Raw genomic sequence first — 20412 nt, 5'->3', positions numbered from 1 at the left:
ATGGTGGTCATGAGATCCGTCACCGTCGGACCGCGCTGCCGGCCAGGCCGGCCACGATGTAGCGCTGTGCCAGCAGGAAGACGATCAGCACCGGCAGGACGACGAACAGGGTGCCGGCCATCAGCGCGCCCCAGTCGTTGATGCCGTCGTTCTCCTTGAGGTAGAGCAGGCCGATCGGCAACGTCCGCATGTTGACCGAGTTCGTCACGATCAGGGGCCAGACGAAGCCGTTCCACTCGTCGATCAGCGCGATCAGCCCGACCGTGATGATCGCCGGCCGGGACATCGGCATGATGATCGAGAAGATCGTGCGCAGGTGCCCCGAGCCGTCCAGCTGCGCCGCCTCCAGCACCTCGTACGGGAGCGACCGGAAGAACTGGTGCAGCAGGAAGGTGCCGAACGCCGACGCCACGCCCGGCAGGATCAGGCCGGCGTAGGTGTTCAGCAGGTTCATCTGGCCGATGGTGATGTAGTTCACCAGCAGCGTCACGTGCCCGGGGACCATCAGCGCGCCGAGCATGAAGATGAACAGGTAACGCTTGCCGGGGAACGGCAGGAAGGCGAAGGCGTAGGCGGTGGAGATGGCCAGCACCACCTTGAGCGCCGTCCCGATCGCCGCCACCACGACCGAGTTGATCAGGAACTGGTCGAACGGGGCCAGCGTCCAGGCGTTGACGAAGTTCTCCAGGGTCAGCGACCCCGGGATCACCCGCATCGGCCAGCTGTTGATGTCGGCGTTGGTCTTGAACGCCGTACTGACGAAGAGATAGAGCGGGACCAGGAAGACCAGGGCCGTGAGCACCAGGGCGAGCACGCCCCACCAGCGCGTACGGCGGGAATCGGGCTTCCGCGCGGCGGGCTCGGTCGCCGCAGCGGTCGGCATGACCGTCATCAGTAGTGAACCCTCCGCTCGACGAACCGGAACTGCAGCACGGTGATCGCCATCAGCACCACGAACATGATCATGGAAGCCGCGCTGGAGACGCCGACGTTGCCGCGGTTGAACGCTTCGTCATAGATGAACCAGCTCAACGTGGTGGTGGAGCGGGCGGGCCCGCCACCGGTCATCATGGCGATCACGTCGAAGGACTGGAAGGCCGAGATCGTCTGGGTGATCACCAGGAAGAACGTGGTGGGGGAGAGCAGCGGGAAGATCATCCGGCGGAACTGCGTCCACCGTCCCGCACCGTCGATCCTGGCCGCCTCCAGCACCTGGGACGGGATCTGCTGGATGCCCACCAGGTAGACGATCGCGACGAAGCCGAGCCCCTTCCAGATGGAGACGATGATCAGCGCCCACAACGCCCAGGAGTCGTCGGTCGTCCAGGCCGGCGACGTGGCTCCGAACGCCTCGAACGCCAACCGGCTGAGGCCGATGTTGGGATCGAAGATGAACAGCCAGATGGTCGCGATCGCCGCCCCGGACAGCACGTGCGGGGCGAAGGCGAGCGTCTGCACCGCGTTCGCGCCCCGTAGGCGCTGCGCGAACAACATCGCCAGCGCCAGGCCGAGCACCAGCGTCACGACCACCACGACGACCACCCACACCAGCGTGCGGAACAGGACTTCGGGGAAGGACCAGCCGCTGAACAGGGACTGGTAGTTGAGCAGCCCGGCCCACTCGGCCTGCGGCGAGATGAAGTCCCACGTGCTGAAGCTCAGATAGACGTTCTCGACGATCGGCCAGTACGAGAACACGGCGATCAACGCCAGGTTGGGCAGCGCGAAGGCGGCGAACAGCAGATACCCGCGCCGCCGGCGGCGTGCCGCGGCGCGCCGTCCGTCGGGCGTTGTTCCGCCGGCATCGGCCGTTTGGCGGGCGCTGTCGGAGAGGGCTGATCTCGAGTCGAGATCGCTTGCTCCACTGCTCACGGGCTACCACCCATCCGCATCGAGGTCGAACAGGTGCAGACTTTACTGGCGGTCTCGTGCTCGAATCTGTTCATATGAGGCGAAATCTGTGACCATTGCGCGAACGTTTCGTCCAGATGTGCAAGGGTGTGCGCAAGGTGTCAAGCTCGTTTCACGGCCGTGCCTTCGACCGCCAGCAGCGGATCCTCACCTACGTCAGGAGCGAGGGCCGCGCGGTCGTCTCCGACATCGCCGACCTGTTCTCGATCTCACCCGCCACGCTGCGCCGGGACCTGCGGGCCCTTGAGGCGCAGCGCCTGATCGCCCGCTCGTACGGCGTCTTCTACCCCACGGACATCGGCCGTTACGAGACCCCGGTCGAGCACCGGCGCAAGGCCAAGACCGAGGAACGGCTGATGATCGCCGAGGCCGCGATCGCCATGATGGTCGACGTCGACACCGTCTTCCTCGACGAGGGAGCGCTGCCGGAGGACCTGGTCGGGCCGATGCGCCGGCTGCAGCGGATGACCGTCGTGACCCGCTCCCTGACCATCGCCGCCGAACTCAACCGCCAGACCGACCACGACGTCATCATGGTCGGCGGCCGGCTCCGCCCGAAGACCATGGGCACCGTCGACCGGTGGGCGACCGCGATGCTCGCGGAGCTGAACGTGGACCTGGCTTTCATGGGCACCAACGGCGTGTCGCTCGAGCGCGGGCTGACCACTCCCGATCCGGCCGTGGCCCAGGCCAAGACGGCGGCGCTGCAGGCGGCCCGTCAGACCGTGCTGGTGTGCGAGCACACCAAGTTCGGGGTGGCCAGCTTCGCCAAGTTCGCCGACATCGAGCAGCTGACGTACATCATCACCGGCAAACAACTCTCCCGCTCCACCGCCCAACGCTACGGCACCGCCGGGCCTCGGGTGCTGCGTGTCTAGTGCCGGCCGTCGCGGACGATGATCAACTCCAAATAGGATGACGCGTCACCACGGGCCGCACCAGAATGCGGGGCCGTCCGACGTCCGCCGCACCTGGAGGCCCCCATGCGCCGTCCCCTCGCGTCGCTCACCGTCACCGCCGCCGTCCTGGGCACGTTCGCCGTGCCCGTGAGCACGGCGCAGGCCGGTACGGTGCCCGCGTCCGCCCGGGTGGGGACGGCGCGGGAGAACATGGTGGTGCGGCTGGTCAACGCCCGGCGGGCGAAGAAGAAGGGCTGCCGGGCGCTCAAGCACCACCCCCAGCTCCACCGTGCCTCCCGCACGCACTCGGCCGACATGGCGGAGCACGGCTACTTCTCGCACACCTCCAGCGACGGCCTGGACCACATCGACCGCATCAAGGCGGCCGGCTACAAACGCGGCAGCCGCTGGTCGGAGAATCTCGGCAAGGGCCAGCGCACCCCCGCCATGGCCGTGCAGTCCTGGATGAACTACGCCGGAACCAAGGCCGCCATCATGAACTGCAAGTTCACCGTCATCGGGGTCGGCGCCGTCGACGACTCCGACGGAAAGATCGTCTGGACGCAGGTCTTCGCAGACTGACGCCGCTTCAGGGGAAGTACGGCTCCTCTCACCAGGCATAGTGGTCGGGGAGGCGGAAATCGGTCAAGGGGATCACTCGGCCGACTGACGATGTGCCATCTTTAAGGACCGATTTCAACCGCCTCGGGCAGAGCCCGGTCGGTGGTTGGCTCAGGACGAGGTTGCTGTAGCCCTCCTTCCGCAGCTCGACGCAGAGTGCCTTGATCAGCCGAGAGGAAAGCCTCGGGTGGCGGCGGGAATCCACCAGGTGGAAGTAGCGGAGTTCGCAGGCGTCGGGGGCCGGATGGCCCAGCACGGCGCCGATGACACCGAACAGCTTGCTCTGATGGTCCTGGTCGAGGACGAGCAGGAGGCGCTGCTCGCCGGTTCCGGTGTCCTGGAAGATCTTCCGGCGCAGCTCGGCGACGCTGGGTGCGCCGGTCAGCGCGGTCACCAGCGGCTCGTCGTAGGGCTCGTAGTCGCGGACCCGGTTCGCGTGGTCCAGGTGAAGGTCCAGGTAGTCCTCGTTCTGGCAGGGCATCAGAAACCCGTGCCTGCGCGGGCAGCCGGGGTCCCAGTGGTAGGCGTAGTGGATGAGCGAGGCGGCCAGGTCGGGGTGGGCGCCGGCCCAGACGTCGTCGAAGACGTACCAGGGCCGGTGGCCGATGCCGTCCGCGTGCAGGGCCAGCTGTGCCAGGTGCTCGCCGACCTCGATGAGCGTCCGCTCGGGCCGGCGGCCGTCGTCGGGAGTGACGGTGCGCAGGTGCTCCAGCGCCGCCCGGTGCGCCTCGTCATGCGGCTCGGGGAGCTCGCCGGCGTCGTCCGCGAACCGGCTGAGGCGTTCGAAGGCGGGCGCGAGGTCCCCGTCGTCCGGGCCCACCAGTGCCCTGAGGTGGAGGAGGAATTCGGGCCAGTTGTCGCGATTCTGGCGCTCGTCGTCGGCGAAGTAGAACGCCTCCTCCAGAAACGCGCCCATGCTGCTGATGCGGATGCTGTGGGCGTCGATGTGCAGCTCGCGGTCGGCCCATAACTCCATCCGGATCCGGCGGCGCAACTCGACCAGGTCCTCGGGAGGGGTGTCGCCGCATTCCCGCAGCCGTTCCAGCTCGTACGGCGCGCCGTCCAGCTCGGCGTGCGCCCGGTCGAGCCCGTCCGGCTCCCACAAGCCGCGGAACCACTCCAGGACGGTACGGCCGGGCACGTGCCGGACCCGCTTGCACAGCGGCCCGGCTTCCCAATCGCGATGGATGAAGTACATGGGGTGTGGCTCCTGACGTGATGGGCGGCACGGCGGTCCAGGTTACTGATCTTGCGGTACGTGGCCGGGTCTTGTCGCGTGCGGCCGCTCGGCCCAGATCGTGCGCTCTGCTCCTGGCCCCTTCGAGGTTCCTGGGTTACGATCCCTTCATATGAGATGACTGTCTCATATGAGAATGGAGAATCGTCATGTTCATTGTCGCGCCCACGGACAGCGTGTCCATCGCCCCGCCCTGGGATCGGGTGCCGGTGGAGGAGATTCGCCGGCTGGGAGAGGTGCCGGCCGCCGACGTCGGTGACGCGCTGCGGCGGATGACCGTCATGGACGGCGGCATCCGGCTGCTCACCGGGCATGCCGGGCTCCTGGGAACCGCACTGACGGTGGACGTGCGGTCCGGGGACAACCTGGCCGTGCACCGGGCGCTCGACGAGGCGCGGCCGGGTGACGTCCTGGTCGTCAACGGGCACGGGGACCTGACCCGGGCGCTGGTCGGCGACCTCATCGGCGAGATCATGGTGAACGCCGGGGTCGTCGGTGCGGTGGTCGACGGCGCCATCCGCGACGTACGGGCGCTGAACGAGCTGGGCCTGGCCGTCTACGCGCGCACGATCACCCCCGCCGGGCCGTTCAAGGACGGGCCGGGCGCCGTCGGGGGCCCGGTGGCGGTCGGCGGGGTGGTGGTGGAGGCGGGTGATGTGCTGGTCGGTGACGCGGACGGCGTCGTCGTCGTCCCCCGGAGCCGGGTGAAGGAGGCCGTGACCGCGGTCGGCGAGGTCGTCGAGAAGCAGGAGGCGCTGCGGCGGCGCATCCTCGCCGCGCGTTCCGGACCAGCGGGGGCGGCACGATGACCGCCCCCAGGATCGCCGACCTGCGGCGCCGTTCGCGGCGGCCGGCCCTGGCGCCGGCTCCGCCGGGAGCGGTGTCGCTCGCCATGGGCGAGCCGGACTTTGCGACGCCGCCGCCGGTGGTCGAGGCCGCCGCGGCCGCACTGCGTGCGGGGCACACGCACTACGCCGATCAGAAGGGCCTGCCGGAGTTGCGCGCCGCGCTCGCCGCGAGGTTGCCGGGGCGTCCCGGACGGACCTGGAGCGCGGACGACGTCGTGGTCACCCACGGCGCCACCGCGGCGCTGGCCGCCGTCGTGCTCGCGATGATCGGCCCCGGCGACCGCGTGGTCATCCCCGAGCCGGCCTACTCGCTGTACGCCGATCTGGTCGTCTTCGCCGGGGGCACAGTGGACCACGTCCCGCTCGCCCCTGACCTGCACTGGGATCTCGATGCCCTGGCCGCGGCGCTGCCAGGGGCGGCGATGATGATCTTCTCGAATCCGTCGAACCCGACCGGGATCGTCCACTGCGAGCAGGAGCTCAAGGCCCTCGGGGACCTCCTCGACGGCTCGGATGTCCTGGTCGTCAGCGACGAGGCGTACCACCGGCTGGTCTATCCGGGGCACGTGATGACCTCGGCGCTGGAGATCGAGTCGCTGCGGGACCGGACGGTGTACGTGCAGACGTTCTCCAAGACGTACGCGATGACCGGCTGGCGGGTGGGGTACCTGGCCGGGCCGCGCGAGGTGGTCGACGCGGCCGCTCACGCGCACCGGACGAGCAACGGCTCGCTGAACACGGCGGCCCAGCACGCGGCGCTCGCCGCCCTCGACCTGCCGGACGGCGTCGTCGGCGCCATGGCCGAGACGTACCGGCGGCGGCGCGAGCTGGTGGTCGCGCAGCTGACCGGGGTTCCCGGGCTGTGGCTGGTGCCGCCGGAGGGGGCGTTCTACGGGTTCCTCCGTTACGACGCCGGCCTGCCCTCCGACGTGGTCGTCAGGGAACTCGCCGAGCGGAAGGTGCTGGTCAGGGCCGGTGCCGAGTACGGGCCTTCGGGTGAGGGGCACGTGCGGATCTCGTTCGCCGCCTCCGAGGACGACCTGCGGACCGGGCTGGCCCGCATCGTGCGGTACTTCGGCGATGAGGGATATCCTGCGCCTGCGCGTCCATGAGGGCGAAGGATTCGGGTGACTGGGGGCAAGCTTGCGTAGCGACACCCGGCGCAACCGCCGGCGCCTCCTGGAGGCCGTCGGCGAGCTGGCCAGGGAGGCGCCCGATGAGCTCACCATGCAGGCCGTCGCGTCCCGCGCGGAGATCGGCCCGGCCACCGCCTACCGCTACTACTCCACCGTGGACGACGCGCTCGCGGCCTATGTCCTCAGCGTCGTCGAAGAACTGCGCGACTTCAGCGCGGCGTCGACGGCGGAAGGGCAGCCGCTGTTCGACTCGGTGGTGGACAAGTGGGTGGACCTGCTCGCCGAGCACGGCCCTGCGCTGGTGCAGCTGCGGTCGCGGCAGGGATACCTGAAGCGGCTGCACGACGCGAACGAGATCATCGTCGCGATGCGGGACGCCTGGTCGGGGCCGGTGCGGGAACTGCTCGCCGACCTCGGCCTGCCGGCCGAGATGCTGGAATACGCCCTGTTCCTGAACAACATCATGTACGACCCCCGGGAGATCCAGGACCTGCTGGAGGAGACCGACCTGTCGCGCAGGGAGGTCGTCATCCGGCTGACCGAGGCGTACCGGGGCGCCTTGCGCGGGTGGGCGCGGGCGGGCTGATCGCCCTCCTTCGCCGCCGGGAACCGGGCTCGTGGTCATGGGCCGGAGCCGTCGAGTCCGTGGGTGCGGCGATCGGAGAGCACGTCGCTGGCTCTGTGATCCAGGTCTCCCCAACGGCGCGACAAAGTGATACGGTCTTCTCAATTCATAGAGCTATCCGTAATAAGGGGGCCAGCAGTGGCCATGCGTCAGGCAGAGCACGACCCCGAAGGATCGGCCGAGACCGTACGGGCGGGTGAGCTCGACGTCGGCGTCATCGACGACGGTGGCGGCGGGGTGCCGCTCGTGCTCGTGCACGGCGGTGAGAGCGACCGCACCCAGTACGCCACGCTCCGCTCGTACCTCGGCCCGGGGATCCGGGCGATCTCCTACGACCAGCGCGATTCCGGGATCACCGTGAACCCGCCGGTCCCGTACTCGCTGGGCGACCTCGCCGACGACCTCGCCGACCTGTTGGACGCGCTGGGGCTGGAGCGCGCGCACCTGCTGGGCACCTCCTTCGGCGGGGCCGTCGTGCAGCACACGGCACTCAGGCATCCCGATCGGGTCGCGTCCCTGGTCCTGATCGCGACCACGCCGAGCTTCGCGCTCTGCCCGCAGCAGGTCGGGGAGCTGTTCGACATGTCGCACGACGACCGGCAGCAGGCGGTCAAGGACTTCTTCGTCACCCCCGAAGGCCAGGCCGAGCTGCACAACCGGGCCGCCCAGACGCTGGCGTACCGTGATCAGGGCAAGGCCGGCCGCCGTCACGACGCCGCCCGCCGTCACGAGGTCCGGGACCGTCTGGGCGAGATCACCGCACCCACCCTGATCGTGCACGGCACGGCGGACCTGCTGGCGCCCTACTCCGGCGCCCTCCTGATGGAGGAGCGGATCCCGGACGCCCGGCTGCGTGCGATCGAGAACGGCCGCCATGCGATCGCGATGGAGTTCGCGGAGCCGATCGCCGGCTACATCCGCGATTTCCTCGGAGTATCCGTTGAGAGATGACATACGGCGGGGATGTACCGGTATGTCGCACGGGTCGGGTCGCCCTGCGGCCTCGCAGGCGTCCAGGCTGGCCCGTGATCAGCGGAGGCAGCAGTGATCGACACCGGCCGCGAGGTCGCCAACCGGATGGCCGAGGCGGCCCTGACGTGGCTGGACTCCCTGGACGACGACCAGCGCCCAGTGGCGGTCGGCCCGCCGCCGGGCAGTGGCGAGGGCGGCGAGGGAGAACGTACCCGCTGGTTCTACACGCCCACCGACCACGGCGGGCTCACCTTCCACCAGCAGCGCCCCGCCCAGCACCGCCTGGTGATGCGGCTGGTCGCGAGCGGTCTGTCCGAGGCCGGCTACAACACCGTCGCCACCGTGCTCGGCCTGGAGAACGTGCTCGACCGCGTCGAGGGCTTCTCGGTGAACTGGGGACGGGAACGTACCCGCGACCCCGGCATGTACTACCTGCGTGTCTTCGGCGAGCCCGGCGGCTCGCGGCCGTGGGGGTGGCGCTTCGGCGGCCACCACGTCTCCCTCAACTACCTCGTGGCGGACGGGCGCGTCGCCGCCACGACGCCGTGCTTCCTGGGCGCGGACCCGGCGGCGTCGCCGCTGCTGGGCGGCGCGACGCTGCGCCCGCTCGGGGCGGCCGAGGACCTGGCCCGCGAGCTGGTCCGTTCCCTGGGCCCTGAGCTCGCCGGCCGCGCGGTGCTGCTTCCGCGCGCTCCTGACGACATCGTGTCGGGCAACACCGCCCGGATCGACGACCGCGTGGTACGGCGCAGCGAGCTCTGGCGCCCCGGCCCGTACACCCCGGACCGCGCCGAGCAGACCGCCACCGGCCTCCCGGACGCGGACCGGCAGGCGCTGGCCCTCATCCCGTCGCCCAAGGGCGTGCCCGGCGCCGAGCTCGACGCCACGCAGCGCGAGGTGCTGCGCGCCCTGCTCGGCACCTACCTCGACCGCGTCCCCGACGGGGTGTCCCCGCTGCCCCGCTACGACGAACCGGCGGCGCTGGACGCCGTGTACCTCGCCTGGGCCGGCTCCACCACGGCGGGGGAGCCGCACTACTACCGTCTCCAGGGGCCGCGGCTGCTGGTCGAGTGGACCAACGTCCAGCGCGGCGGCAACCACGCCCACGCGGTGTGGCGGGACCCGGAGACCGACTTCGGCGGCGACGTCCTCGCCGCCCATCACGCCGCCCACCACGTGTGATGAGAACGGCCGCCACCCGTCCGTGGCGGTAAAGATCACCTGCAGAACACCGCACCGGCGGTGCCCGCGCCCATGATGGGCCGCCGGTTCCGTCCGGCATGTCCGTGAGGCGTTCCACAACGCCCACGCGTCTCCACGCGTCTCCACTCGCCTTACTCGTCGGCAACGAGGAAAGGACTTTCATGAGCACTGCCCAAGCTCCCCCGGTCGGCGTCGGAAAGGCCGCCGTCGCGGCGCTCGGCCTGCTGGCCACCGCCACCGGGGCCCTGGAGTCGGTGGTGTCACCGACGCTCCCGCTGCTGCAACGCGAACTGTCGCTGAGCCCCGCCCAAGGGGCGCTGCTCAGCATCGCGCTGCTCATCACCGGCGCGCTCCTCCTGCCCGTCACCGGCAATCTCGGTGACCGGTACGGCGGGAAACGGGTCATGATCCGGCTGATGGCGGTGGTGCTGGCCGGCGGCCTGGTCTCCGCGCTGGCGCCGAACCTGCCGGTGCTGCTGCTCGGCCAGGTGCTGCAGGGCGCGATGGTGGGCGCGCTGCCCCTGTCGTTCATCCTGGTACGCAAGCACCTGCCGCAGGGGGACTCCCAGGTGGCCATCGGGGTGGTCAGCGGGCTGTTCGTGGGCGGCGGCATGCTGGGCACCCTCATCGCCGGACCCATCGCGGAAGGGCTGTCGCGGCACTGGATGTTCGCGATACCGACCATCGCCATCGCCGTGGCGACCCTGCTCGTCCACCGGCTCATGCCGGACGACCCGCCGGTCCGGTCGGACGCCAGGATCGACTGGCCGGGCCTGGTGCTCCTGAGCGGCATCCTGCTGACGCTCATGGTCGTGCTCGCGATCGTGCCCGAGGCCGGCGCTCAGCCCCTCGAACTCGGCGCCCTCGTCCTGCTCCTGGCCGCCCTCGTGGCCGGATGGATCCGGGTCGAACGCCGGTCCGCCGCGCCGATGGTCGATCTCCACCTGCTCGCGCGGCCGGCGATCTGGAGCTCGTACGCGATCACCTTCGCCGTCTGCCTGGGCACCTCGCTGTCGATGTATCTCGTTCCGCAACTGTTCGCGGTGAGCGCCGACGGCTACGGATTCGCGGCCAGCGCCACCGACATCGGGTTCTACCTGCTGCCCGGCGCCGTCGCGGCGGCGGTCAGCGGGCCGGTCGCCGGGATCGCGGCACGGCGGTTCGGCCCGCGCGCCGCGGTCACCGCCGGAGTCGTCGGCATGATGGCCGCGCTGCTCGCCCTGGCGTTCCTGCACGGCGCGATCTGGCACCTCGTCGTCGGCAAGGTGCTGGTCGCCCTGGCCAGCGGCGTCTGCGTCACGGCGGTGGTCGTCAAGACCGCGACCACCGTCGACCATCGCGACACCGGCACCGCCACCAGCCTGGTCCTCGTCATCCGGGTGGTCGCCTTCGCCGCGGGCGCGCAGATCGGCGGCGCCTTCCTCACCGCCGCGACCCCTTCAGGGTCGGCCGTCCCGGCCGAATCGGCCTTCGTCGCCGGCTTCGTCATCGGCGGTGTCGTCGCCGCGCTGTCCCTGCTCGCCGTCCGCAAGATGGACGCCGTCCGCAAGATGGGCAAAGGACAGACCGGCGCTCCGTAGCCGGGTGCGTCAGGGTGTGGCTGAAGAGCCGAGGTCGTCGTCGCGGCCGGCCGCCAGGCGTGACCACTGGGCGGACGGGCGGCCGTCGAGCCGGAACTGGCCGCCCTTGGAGCCCCAGCGTTGCGGCCAGCCTTCCGGCACGTCCTGCCAGGTCTCCTGCCGCCCGTAGACGGTGAGATCCAGCAGCCCGTACGAAGGCGCCATCACCTCGTTGCCGCGGCCGGTGGTCCAGTAGGTCTCGAACACCTGGTCACCGTCACGCAGATAGCAGGCCAGGACGCCGAAGTGCCGTCCGGCGATCAGCCGGTCCACGGATTCGCGCGGCACCGCGTACCAGGGGACGGGGTAGCCCATGAACGCGCGGTAGCGCGAGACCTCCTCGTACGGGCCCTCGGCCAGGACCGCGTAGCTGACGTCGCGGGAGTGCAGGTAGCCCAGCTCGGTGACCTGGGAGGTGCTGAAGGTGCAGCCCTCGCACTGGTGCGCGGCGGGATGGCCGGTGTGCCACATGTGGAAGTAGGCGATCAGCTGCGACCGTCCGGCGAACAGGTCGATCAGCGGCACCTCCCCGTCCGGCCCGGTCAGCGGGGTCCGCGGATCGACCTCGACCATCGGCAGGCGTCGGCGCGCGGCGGCGATCGCGTCGCCCTCGCGGGTGTGGGCCTTCTCCCGGATCCGGAGCCGGTCCAGTTCGGCCTGGAACGCGGCCCGGTCGGCGGCGACCGGAGGCTTGGCCGCGTCGGCGATCGGGGAAACCTCGGTGGGCTGGTCGGTCATGACGAGATCCTTTCTGTGGTGGCCGGATGGAAGCGGCCGGTTTCGTGTCGTTCCTGAAGGACGGCCTCACCCCTGCTACGAACGCCACCGCCCCGATCCGACACCGCCACCGGATTTCTTCATCGCGTGCTTTTTTCGGCAGCCGTTCGCGTGCTCGAACCGGTGCCGGTACGGCGGCCCAGCAGTGCCAGCAGGACCACGGTGAGCAGCCCCAGCGCGGACAGTTGCACCTTGTCGGCGAGGGTGGCGGCGTTGGCCACCACCCCGAAGGCGGTGTGTCCCACCAATGCCCCGCCCGCCAGGCAGAGGCTGTGCCGGTCCGACCAGCGGCCGGCCGTCCAGCGCCGTACCAGCCACCCGGTGAGTACGGCGAGCAGCCCCGCGGCCAGCATCGGCACGGCCACCCATGCGCCGTGGGTGAAGGCGGGCTGACCGGCTCCGCCGAAGGGGAACAGCAGCGCCAGGTACCCGAACCCGGCCACCAGCCCGAACCCGCCCACCGTCCACGGCCCGGGAACCGGCACCCCGGTCCGGGCGGGGGAGCAGGCGGGCGGGAGCACCCGCAGGGCCACCACCGCCAGCAGCACCACCGCGACCAGGCACCCCGCCAGCACGGGGACCGGCGCCTGGTAGCCGGGGTCGATGGAGGTCGCCACGGTCAGCCGCAGCAGCAGCCCGCCCAGCACGAACACCACCGCGGCGACCACCAGACCCGTCCGCTTCAGGTACGGCCGGTCACGCAGGGACGGGACGGCCAGGTCGGTCAGGAGGATCGGCAGCGCCACGCTGAAGACGGCGTGGTACGGCAGGTTGAGCTCGGTGTAGGCGGTGTTCAGGCCGAGAAACCGGGGCGCCCAACCCGCCACCCCGTACATGGTGGGGCTGCTGAGCGCCTGCAGCACCAGCCCTTCCTCGACGATGCCGTACGCCAGCCCGAGCAGCAGCACGGACGGCCAGCCCCCGCGGCGCCGCCGTACCAGCTCGCGGATCAGCACCGTGCCGGCGCCGTAGATCGGGATCCACAGCAGCATCAGCCAGATCTGGCTGAGCGGCGGATTGCCCAGGGTGAGTTCGGCGATGAGCGGAGTGATCACCGCCAGCAGCAACGCGGCACGCCGGCCGCCCTTCGGTCTGTCGTCCATGGTTGATCAGCGTGCCGGGCGCGGGAGGCGCCTCTCTGCCTGCGAACGGCCGGACTACGACAGCCTCCGGACGCTCTCCCATGGTCCTTTGGTTGCCATGGCCGGTGGCTTTGGTCGCCTGGGCGAAGTCGCAGGCCTGTGGAAGATCGTCCGACGGTGGCAGACTGCGAATCGTGGCGGACTCCGGCTTTCTGCACGTTCGGCACCCGAACGTGCGCGGCTACCCCCGCGACCCGCGCCGCCGCACCCCCCGAAGTGAGGAACGGAGTTCATCGTGCCGAGTGAGTCTCGATCCATGACCCCCGACGACCGCAAAGTCCTCGCCAGCACCCTGGCCGGCACCACCATCGAGTGGTACGACTTCTTCATCTACGCCCAGGCCGCCGGCCTGGTCTTCGGCCCGCTCTTCCTCGCCCCGGTCAACCAGCAGGCCCCCGGCCTGGCGACGCTCATCTCGCTGGCCACGATCGGGATCAGCTTCCTGTTCCGGCCGCTCGGCGCGATCATCGCCGGCCGCTACGGCGACCGGCTGGGCCGCAAGCGCATGCTCGTGCTGACGCTGCTCCTCATGGGCGTGGCCACCATGCTCATCGGCCTGCTGCCGCCGTACGAGACGATCGGCGTGGCGGCGCCCATCGCCCTCATCCTCCTGCGCATTCTCCAGGGCTTCTCGGCGGGCGGCGAATGGGGCGGCGCGGCGCTGCTCGCGGTGGAGCACGCGCCCCGCGACCGCCGCGGCCTGTGGGGCTCCTTCCCGCAGATCGGCGTGCCGATCGGGCTCATCCTGGCCACCGGCGTGCTGTGGATCATGAGCGCGCTCACCACCCCTGAGCAGTTCCTGGCGTGGGGCTGGCGGGTGCCGTTCCTGCTCTCGCTGACGCTGATCATCGTCGGCTACCTGGTACGGCGGGCCGTCGAGGAGAGCCCCGTCTTCAAGGAGCTGCAGCAGCGCACCAAGACCTCCTCCGCGCCGCTGCGCGACCTCTTCCGCGGCCACACCAGGAACGTCGTCCTCACCGCGCTGATCTTCGTGGCCAACAACGCCGCCGGCTACCTCCTCATCGCCTACTTCATCAGCTACGGCACCACCGCGCTCGGCCTGCCCCGGCCGTCCGTCCTGCTCGCCACCGTCGCCGGGTCGGTGGCCTGGCTGATCTTCACGATGTACGGCGGCGCGCTGTCGGACCGGATCGGCCGGGTCCGCACCTTCCAGATCGGGTACGCGGTCGTGTTCGTGTGGATGATCCCGCTCTTCCTGCTGATGGAGACCCGCGACATCTGGCTCTTCGCCCTGGCGATCATCGTCCTGGCCACCGGCCTCGGCCTGTCGTACGGTCCCATGTCGGCCCTGTACGCCGAGATGTTCCTCGTCTCCGTGCGCTATTCCGGCGCGGCCATCGGCTACGCGCTCGGCGCCATCCTGGGCGGCGCCTTCGCCCCGACGATCGCCGAGGCGCTGGTGCAGGGCACCGGATCGGCGTTGTCCATCGGGGCGTACATCATGGTGCTCTGCGTGATCTCGCTGGCCGCCGTCACGATGGTCAAGGACCCGAAGGGCGCCGACCTGGGGCTGACCCAGCAGCCGATCACCTGAACGACGCCCGTTCACGCGGGTCGGTCGTGACGTCGTACAGCAGCTGTTGTGTCGCCTCCTCTCGTTCCAGACGTCGGGCGCTCGAACGCGGTCACCGCCGGGTGGAGTCGCGCAGGACCAGGCGCCACTCGGTCGGATCCGTGCCGGCCGCCGGCTCCTCGCCCAACGCCAGCTGCGCGCAGCGGGCCCCCTGGGCGCGCAGGTCCTGTGCGACGGTCGTCAGCCCGGCTGCGGCGGCAGCGTCGGTGCCGTCCCAGCCGCTGACGGCGAGGTCGCCGGGGACGGCGAGGCCGGCACGGGCGGCCGCTCGCAGCAGGCCCAGGGCGAGCTCGTCGCTCATGGCCATGACGGCGTCCGGCGCATCAGGGCCCGTCAGGAACGTGGTGGCCAGGGCGTCGGCCTCGCTCGCGCTGTTGCGTGCGCACACCGCGACCCGCACCTGCGGCCAACGTCCGCCGCCCGCCTCCCAGGCGTCACGGACTCCGCGCAGTCGTTCACGGGTCACGCGGAACGTTGCCTCGGCCGGGTCGAGCCCGGCGCGGACCCCGGGCGTACGGGCGCGATCGAGCGGGAAACTGAGCACCATCGGCCGCCGCGCGCCGGCGAAAGCCGCGGCGGCGACGGCGCGGGCCGCGGCGCGGTTGTCGATGGCCACGAACGGCAGGTCCGCGTGGTGCGGCCCGCCGTGCACGGCAACCGGGAGGCCGGTGGCGGCCACCGCCGGCAGGACGGGGTCGTCGTCGCTGGTCGTCCAGACGACGAACCCGTCCACCGCGGCCTCGGCGACCCGGTCGGCGTCGGAAGGCTCCCCGGTGATGGGCACGATCGTGAGCCCCAGGCCGTGATCGGCGCAGACCTCGGCGACGCCGGCCAGGAACCGGGTGGCCTGGGGGTCCTCGAAGGCGTAGGTGAGGTGCTCGCCCAGCACCACCCCGAGGCTGCCGGTCCGCCCCCGGCGCAGCGAACGCGCCCCCGGATGCGGGCCTGGGTATCCCAGCCGGGCGGCGGCCTCGCGGACCCTGGCCCGGGTGGGCTCGGAGACGCGATCAGGCCGGGCGTAGGTGTAGGAGACGGTCATCACCGAGACCTTCGCCGCCCGGGCCACCTCCGCCATGGTCGGCCGGGGCCGTGCAGGGTCTTTGGCCATGCCTCACTCTATCTTGTGTATCGTTAAACAGCATGTGTACCGATACACAAGCGAGCCATCGGCTCCGGGCCTGGGTGCCATATGCGGGATTCGCCGTCTTCGGCGCGTTCTGGGGCGTGTGGGGCGCGTCCGTGCCCGCCATCCGCGACCAGGCCGGGCTGACCGACGGCCAGTTGGGCACGGCGCTGCTGTTCATCGCCGCCGGCGCCCTGCCCGCCATGCCCCTCGCCGGCCGGGCCGTGGACCGATGGGGGCACCGCGTCACGGCGATCACCCTCACGGCACTCGGCATCGCCGGCATCGCCGTGGCCGTCACCGCTCACGACCTGCCCGCCTTGTGCGCGGGACTGGCGGTGCTCGGCGCGTCGTCCGGCGCCGCCGACGTGGCGATCAACGCGGCGGCCGGCGCCGTCGAGCGTGCCACCGGCCGCCCGGTCATCACCCGGGCACACGGCGTCTTCTCCCTGGCCGTGGTCGCGGCCAGCCTCGTCACCGGCCTGCTGAACGCCGCGGGCCTGCCCGTAGTGGTGCCGTACGCGCTGGTCATGCTCGCCGCCGGTGCCGTGAGCGCCGCCGTCGTCACCGGCAGACGTACGCAGACGGAGACGGCGGCCCGTCACGGTCACGCCCGCGCGCTGACCGACGCGGCCCGTAAGGATCTTGCCCGCCCGCAACCCGACCCTGCCCGCACCTCAACCGAGCACAGCACCCGGCCGGGTTTGCGTGCTCAGCTGCCGCTCCTGCTCGTCGCGGGCGGACTCGGCGCGCTCGGATTCGCCGTGGAGAACGCGCACCAGAGCTGGAGCGCCGTCTACCTCGCCGACGCCGTACACGCGGGACCCGCGCTGATCGGCGCCGGGCCCGCGGTCTTCGCCCTAGCCGTCGCGCTCACCCGCTTCGCGATCGGCGCCCTGCAGAACCGTCGCGCCCTGCACGCCTGGATCGTCCTCACCGGCGGCGCGGTGATCTCCGCGGCGGGGACGTCCCTGCTCGCCCTCACCACATACCTCCCTCTGGCGCTGCTCGGGCTGGCCCTGGCCGCCGTGGGCACCGCCGTGCTCTTCCCCACCGTGCTCGGCCTGGCCACCGCCAACGTCCCCACAGCCGCCCGGGGCACCGCCACCTCGGTCGTGTCCACCTTGGCCTATGTCGGCTACCTCGCCGGTCCCGTGTACGTGGGGTACTGGGCACAGGCGGCCGGGTTGCCGGGCGCCATGCTGGCCGTGGCCTCACTCGCCGCCGCCTTGGCACTGCTGGCCTGGCCCGCGCTCAGAGCCGTCGTCCCCTCCTCCGTACGGCACCGCACCGCCGAAGCGGAGACGACGGGCGGACCGCGTACGTGACGGGACAGCCCGCTCTTGGCGGAGTTCGGCGCGCGACAACGGCCGCCCCGGCGACCACCACCGACATCGCCCGCCGCCAGGGCGACCGCGTCTACCACGTCCTGACCGAACTGGGCGCCCGCCTGCTACGCGGCTCGGCAGCCGAGCGCGCGAACTAGTAGCCCGTAGCGGATGGCGGGGTGATGCCCTTTCGTACGGGAGAGTGCTGCTCGCTCAGGAGTGGATCATCGGTGGGCGAGCGGCGATGGACTGGTTGAGCGCGTTCGCCACAGCGTGGACGAGCGCGAACTGCGAGGCGTCCCACACGAGGTGGAGACCGTTGTGGCTGCGGAGGGTGAGCCTGCCGTACTGGAGGACGGGCAGGCGGGCGTTGTTCTTGAACCGGCGGTCGGGGCCGCCGTTGACGTTGACGTAGCGCCAGGTGGAGTCCACGACCGTGCCGTCGGGCGGCACCGGGCCCGCCTCGATGAAGCGGGCGTGCTCCAGGCCGGCGTGGAGGTGCTGGTAGGCGAGGTCGGCGACGTGGCGGCCGTCGCGGATCAGGACGCGGTCGGGGAGGAAGTGCACCGAAAGGCTGCCCGCGGTGAGAGTCGGAACGGCGACGTTGGTGACCAGGATCGGCGGTCCCGTCAGCCGGGCCGAGGCGTTCAGCCTGTGCAGCAGTCTGGCGGCTCCGGCGTTCACCTTGAACTGGTGGGTGCTGGTGATCGCGCCGGACGCGGTGATCAGCCAGAACCCGTGGGCCCGCTGGAGCTCGGCGACCGAGCCGACGAGGTGGTCGAAACGCCAGGCGGCCTCGTCGGTGACGTCGTACATGACGACGACCGTGCGCGCCGCCCGGTCGCGCAACGCCACCCAGAGCACGAACGGCACGCCGACGGCGACGACGACCAGCCCGAAGCGCCCTGTGACCAGCCCCGCGACGAGCAGCGCAGCCAGGACGTACGGCCAGTACAGCCGTCGTTCAGCGGCCTTCTGCAACTGCCGGACGATCTCACTCGGCTGAGCCGGCGCCAGGCTGACGACGTCGTGCATGACCACGTCACGGTCAGGTGCGACGGTGCGGTACGAGATCGTCCCCCGTCCCATGCGCACGACGTTGCCACGGGGGCCCATCCGCGCCCGGAGACCCGGAACAGCGGTCGAGACCGCCATTCCGGCCTGGCCGAGAGTGAAACGGAACGGTCCAACCCTGAGGCTGGTGCGCACATAGAAACCCACGATGAGGAATCCCGCAGACCCGGGTGCCCGTTACCGCAGCGGATCGAGGTTCTGGAGATCGTCCACCGGTGGGCCTTCTTCGCGCTATATCGATCACTGGCTGCGGCGTGGTGCCTGAACCCGATAATCGACTAATGAAACCGCGAAATATCCCGGCTCATCCCACTTTGATGGTCTTTGGCTGACGGTCAGGCGGCCGTCTGGGCGGCCGTCTCGCCTCGCGATACTCCATAAGACGTGACCGATCCCACCATGTCCTGGAGATAAGAAACGGCCATGTCGAGCATTTCCGCGAAACCCTCTCCCAGACAGGTCTTCGCGAGCCAGCTCGCGAACATCCTGACCCGCGCCCATATCTCTCAGGTCGCCTTCGCCCGGCGTATGGCCCGGCAACTCGAGAACGACGGCCACATCCCGGACCAGCGCCGGAAGAATCTTGCGCCGCGCGTGCACGACTGGACCGCGGGCGTTTCACTGCCCGCGCGGCGGTGGTTCCCCTCGCTGACGAGTGTGGTCACCGAATTGTGCAAGGAGCGCGGTGTCAGCTTCAGCCCGGGAGCATTCGTCTCTCTGTGGCACATGGCGCTCGCCGAGCGGAGTTCCGTGCCGGTGCCGAAGGTGCGTGCCACGCAGCCACCGCCGGTCGTACGGCAGGCGGCCTCCCTGGCGCCGCCGCTCGGACGCCTGCCCGCCCGGGTTCACGGGCAGGACCAGATCATCGAGGATCTGTGCGACCTGCTCGTCCGTCCCGACGGCCGCCCTCATGTCGTCACAGGCATGGGCGGGTGTGGGAAGAGCACGGTCGCGTTGTCCGTGGCCGCGCGGGCCGTCCACGCCGGGAAGACGGTGTGGTGGGTGGCCGCCGACGCCTCCACGCTGCTCGAAAGCATGCTGCAGATCGCCTTCGAGCTCGGGGCTCCGGCCGCGCATCTGGACGATGCGCGAGCGGGCCGGCGCAGCCCGGCCGACCTGCTCTGGTCCCATCTGGACCGGAGCGGCGGAACCGGATGGCTGCTCGTCTTGGACGGCGCCGACAGCCTCGAAGCACTGGCGACAGGCCGGGGGAAGGCCGCGGACGGCGCCGGATGGGTGCGTGGCGGGGGCGCCGGTCTCGTCCTCGTCACCTCCCGCATGCGTGGCCGCACGGCTTGGGGCCACCTGGCGGCCCGCCACGCGATGAGCTCGCTGACGCCGGAGGCGGGCGCCGCCGTCCTTCTCGATCTTGCGCCCGGCGCCGGCTCGTCCGCCTCGGCGCAGGGACTGTCGGCGCGGTTAGGGCACCTGCCCCTCGCACTCGTCCTGGCCGGCCGACATCTCTCCTCGCCGTTCGCGGTGCACGGGAGTTTCGCGGCGTACACAACAGCGCTGGAGCGCAACGTCTCCATCCTCGACGAGCAGCCGACACCGGCCGGCCTGAGCATCCTGCGGACCTGGGAGATCTCGCTGGACGAGCTGGAGCGCCAGGGACACCGCGCCTCACGGCTGCTGCTGCACCTGCTGGCACACTTCGCCCCCGGCACGCCGCTGCCCGTCATCGTGATCGAACTGGCCGCCGACGGCCTGGGCCTGGACTCGGACCAGCTCCGCCGAACGCTGCAGGCCCTGCACGACATGAACCTGATCGAGGTGCACGCCGATCCTTCCCCGTACGGGGTCGGCGTGACGACACACCCGCTGATCGCCGAGGTGTCCCGCACCCAGGTCCAGGCGGCCGAATCCCGGCGGGTCACCGCCACCTCCATCGACGTGCTCACGCTGGCGCTGCGCCACTGGGATCCGCACGACGGTCAGCACCGGCCCCTGCTCGAACTGCTCGGCGCGCACGCCGGAGCCTTGCTGCGCAGACTCGCGCCGTCCAGGGGCGACGACCTGGCAAACGGCGCCGTGACGCCCGGTCTGGAGCCGGGCCGCGTTCTGTCGGCGGCCGGCCGGATCCATGAGGCTGCGGAACTTGTCCCCGTGGCCGCCGGCCTGGCGTCGCGCCTGGACGCGAGATCCACGGTCGCGTCGTACGCGCGCCAGGAGGCGGCCCACCTGTACCGGCTCCTGGCGCAGATCCGAATTCTGAGCGAACAATCCGAAGATTCGGATCAGACGCGCCTTCCCCCTTCTGGCCAGGTATGTCTCCACGCACACCAGCCTCCGTGACATTTAGG

The 20412-nt window shown here is 70.8% G+C and carries 19 protein-coding genes; 12 read left to right on the top strand and 7 right to left on the bottom strand.

Features of this window, described 5'->3' with window-relative positions; translation table 11 throughout:
* Positions 1–19 precede the first annotated feature (19 nt).
* Entirely contained in the window at positions 20–892 is an 873-nt protein-coding gene (locus AB0C28_RS51760; RefSeq protein WP_357862930.1) for a carbohydrate ABC transporter permease, read from the bottom strand.
* Complete coding sequence (locus AB0C28_RS51755) at positions 892–1872, bottom strand: sugar ABC transporter permease (RefSeq protein ID WP_346106744.1); 981 nt, start codon at positions 1870–1872, stop codon at positions 892–894. Before AB0C28_RS51755 ends, AB0C28_RS51760 begins: the two co-directional genes overlap by 1 nt.
* Positions 1873–2009: 137 nt before the next feature.
* Here AB0C28_RS51755 and AB0C28_RS51750 point away from each other — a divergent pair, with 137 nt between their 5' ends.
* Both AB0C28_RS51750 and AB0C28_RS51745 read left to right on the top strand, forming a co-directional pair.
* Positions 2010–2789 (top strand): DeoR/GlpR family DNA-binding transcription regulator, encoded by a 780-nt coding sequence (locus AB0C28_RS51750; RefSeq protein ID WP_357862928.1) that lies wholly within the window; start codon positions 2010–2012, stop codon positions 2787–2789.
* A 105-nt stretch (positions 2790–2894) separates the two neighbouring features.
* Complete coding sequence (locus AB0C28_RS51745) at positions 2895–3392, top strand: CAP domain-containing protein (RefSeq protein ID WP_358084266.1); 498 nt, start codon at positions 2895–2897, stop codon at positions 3390–3392.
* A 28-nt stretch (positions 3393–3420) separates the two neighbouring features.
* Here the strand turns inward: AB0C28_RS51745 and AB0C28_RS51740 are convergent, their stop codons facing one another.
* Positions 3421–4629, bottom strand: a complete 1209-nt coding sequence (locus tag AB0C28_RS51740; RefSeq protein ID WP_358084263.1) for a hypothetical protein — start codon at positions 4627–4629, stop codon at positions 3421–3423.
* 188 nt (positions 4630–4817) lie between these two features.
* On the opposite strand from AB0C28_RS51740, the gene AB0C28_RS51735 reads away from it, so the two are divergent.
* From AB0C28_RS51735 to AB0C28_RS51710, 6 genes are all read left to right on the top strand, one after another.
* On the top strand, positions 4818–5477 hold the full coding sequence (locus AB0C28_RS51735) for a methyltransferase (RefSeq protein ID WP_358084260.1): 660 nt from the start codon (positions 4818–4820) through the stop codon (positions 5475–5477).
* Positions 5474–6628: an aminotransferase class I/II-fold pyridoxal phosphate-dependent enzyme gene (locus tag AB0C28_RS51730; RefSeq protein WP_358084256.1), complete on the top strand. Its 1155-nt coding sequence runs from the start codon at positions 5474–5476 to the stop codon at positions 6626–6628. Before AB0C28_RS51735 ends, AB0C28_RS51730 begins: the two co-directional genes overlap by 4 nt.
* Before the next feature lie 31 nt (positions 6629–6659).
* A complete protein-coding gene (locus tag AB0C28_RS51725; protein ID WP_357862918.1) occupies positions 6660–7238 on the top strand; it encodes a hypothetical protein in 579 nt (192 codons plus the stop codon).
* 183 nt (positions 7239–7421) lie between these two features.
* Entirely contained in the window at positions 7422–8228 is an 807-nt protein-coding gene (locus AB0C28_RS51720; RefSeq protein WP_358084253.1) for an alpha/beta hydrolase, read from the top strand.
* Positions 8229–8321: 93 nt separating this feature from the next.
* A complete protein-coding gene (locus AB0C28_RS51715) occupies positions 8322–9431 on the top strand; it encodes a DUF3500 domain-containing protein (RefSeq protein WP_358084250.1) in 1110 nt (369 codons plus the stop codon).
* Positions 9432–9613: 182 nt separating this feature from the next.
* Entirely contained in the window at positions 9614–11032 is a 1419-nt protein-coding gene (locus tag AB0C28_RS51710) for an MFS transporter (RefSeq protein WP_358084248.1), read from the top strand.
* Positions 11033–11041: 9 nt separating this feature from the next.
* On the opposite strand, the gene AB0C28_RS51705 is transcribed toward AB0C28_RS51710, so the two are convergent.
* Complete coding sequence (locus AB0C28_RS51705; RefSeq protein ID WP_358084246.1) at positions 11042–11809, bottom strand: DUF899 family protein; 768 nt, start codon at positions 11807–11809, stop codon at positions 11042–11044.
* 119 nt (positions 11810–11928) lie between these two features.
* Positions 11929–12951, bottom strand: coding sequence for a hypothetical protein (locus tag AB0C28_RS51700; protein ID WP_357862908.1), 1023 nt, complete (start codon positions 12949–12951; stop codon positions 11929–11931).
* 295 nt (positions 12952–13246) lie between these two features.
* On the opposite strand from AB0C28_RS51700, the gene AB0C28_RS51695 reads away from it, so the two are divergent.
* A complete protein-coding gene (locus AB0C28_RS51695) occupies positions 13247–14545 on the top strand; it encodes an MFS transporter (protein WP_358084243.1) in 1299 nt (432 codons plus the stop codon).
* Between the two features lie 91 nt (positions 14546–14636).
* Here AB0C28_RS51695 and AB0C28_RS51690 read toward each other — a convergent pair whose 3' ends face one another.
* A complete protein-coding gene (locus AB0C28_RS51690; protein WP_358084240.1) occupies positions 14637–15692 on the bottom strand; it encodes a LacI family DNA-binding transcriptional regulator in 1056 nt (351 codons plus the stop codon).
* 74 nt (positions 15693–15766) lie between these two features.
* On the opposite strand from AB0C28_RS51690, the gene AB0C28_RS51685 reads away from it, so the two are divergent.
* Both AB0C28_RS51685 and AB0C28_RS51680 read left to right on the top strand, forming a co-directional pair.
* A complete protein-coding gene (locus AB0C28_RS51685) occupies positions 15767–17035 on the top strand; it encodes an MFS transporter (RefSeq protein ID WP_358084237.1) in 1269 nt (422 codons plus the stop codon).
* Entirely contained in the window at positions 17032–17193 is a 162-nt protein-coding gene (locus AB0C28_RS51680) for a hypothetical protein (protein WP_357862898.1), read from the top strand. The genes AB0C28_RS51685 and AB0C28_RS51680 overlap by 4 nt, the downstream gene beginning before the upstream one ends.
* 55 nt (positions 17194–17248) lie before the next feature.
* On the opposite strand, the gene AB0C28_RS51675 is transcribed toward AB0C28_RS51680, so the two are convergent.
* Positions 17249–18124, bottom strand: a complete 876-nt coding sequence (locus AB0C28_RS51675; protein WP_358084234.1) for a hypothetical protein — start codon at positions 18122–18124, stop codon at positions 17249–17251.
* A gap of 408 nt (positions 18125–18532) precedes the next feature.
* Between AB0C28_RS51675 and AB0C28_RS51670 the strand changes: the two genes are divergently transcribed.
* The gene (locus AB0C28_RS51670; protein WP_358084232.1) at positions 18533–20404 is read left to right on the top strand and encodes a hypothetical protein; all 1872 of its coding nucleotides are present in this window, start codon (positions 18533–18535) and stop codon (positions 20402–20404) included.
* Positions 20405–20412: the final 8 nt, after the last annotated feature.

Origin of the sequence: Nonomuraea sp. NPDC048892 (assembly GCF_040649735.1) — a bacterium.
Taxonomy (GTDB): domain Bacteria; phylum Actinomycetota; class Actinomycetes; order Streptosporangiales; family Streptosporangiaceae; genus Nonomuraea; species Nonomuraea maheshkhaliensis.
Note: the sequence above shows the minus strand (reverse complement) of the source record. Positions and strands in the feature narration are given on the sequence as shown.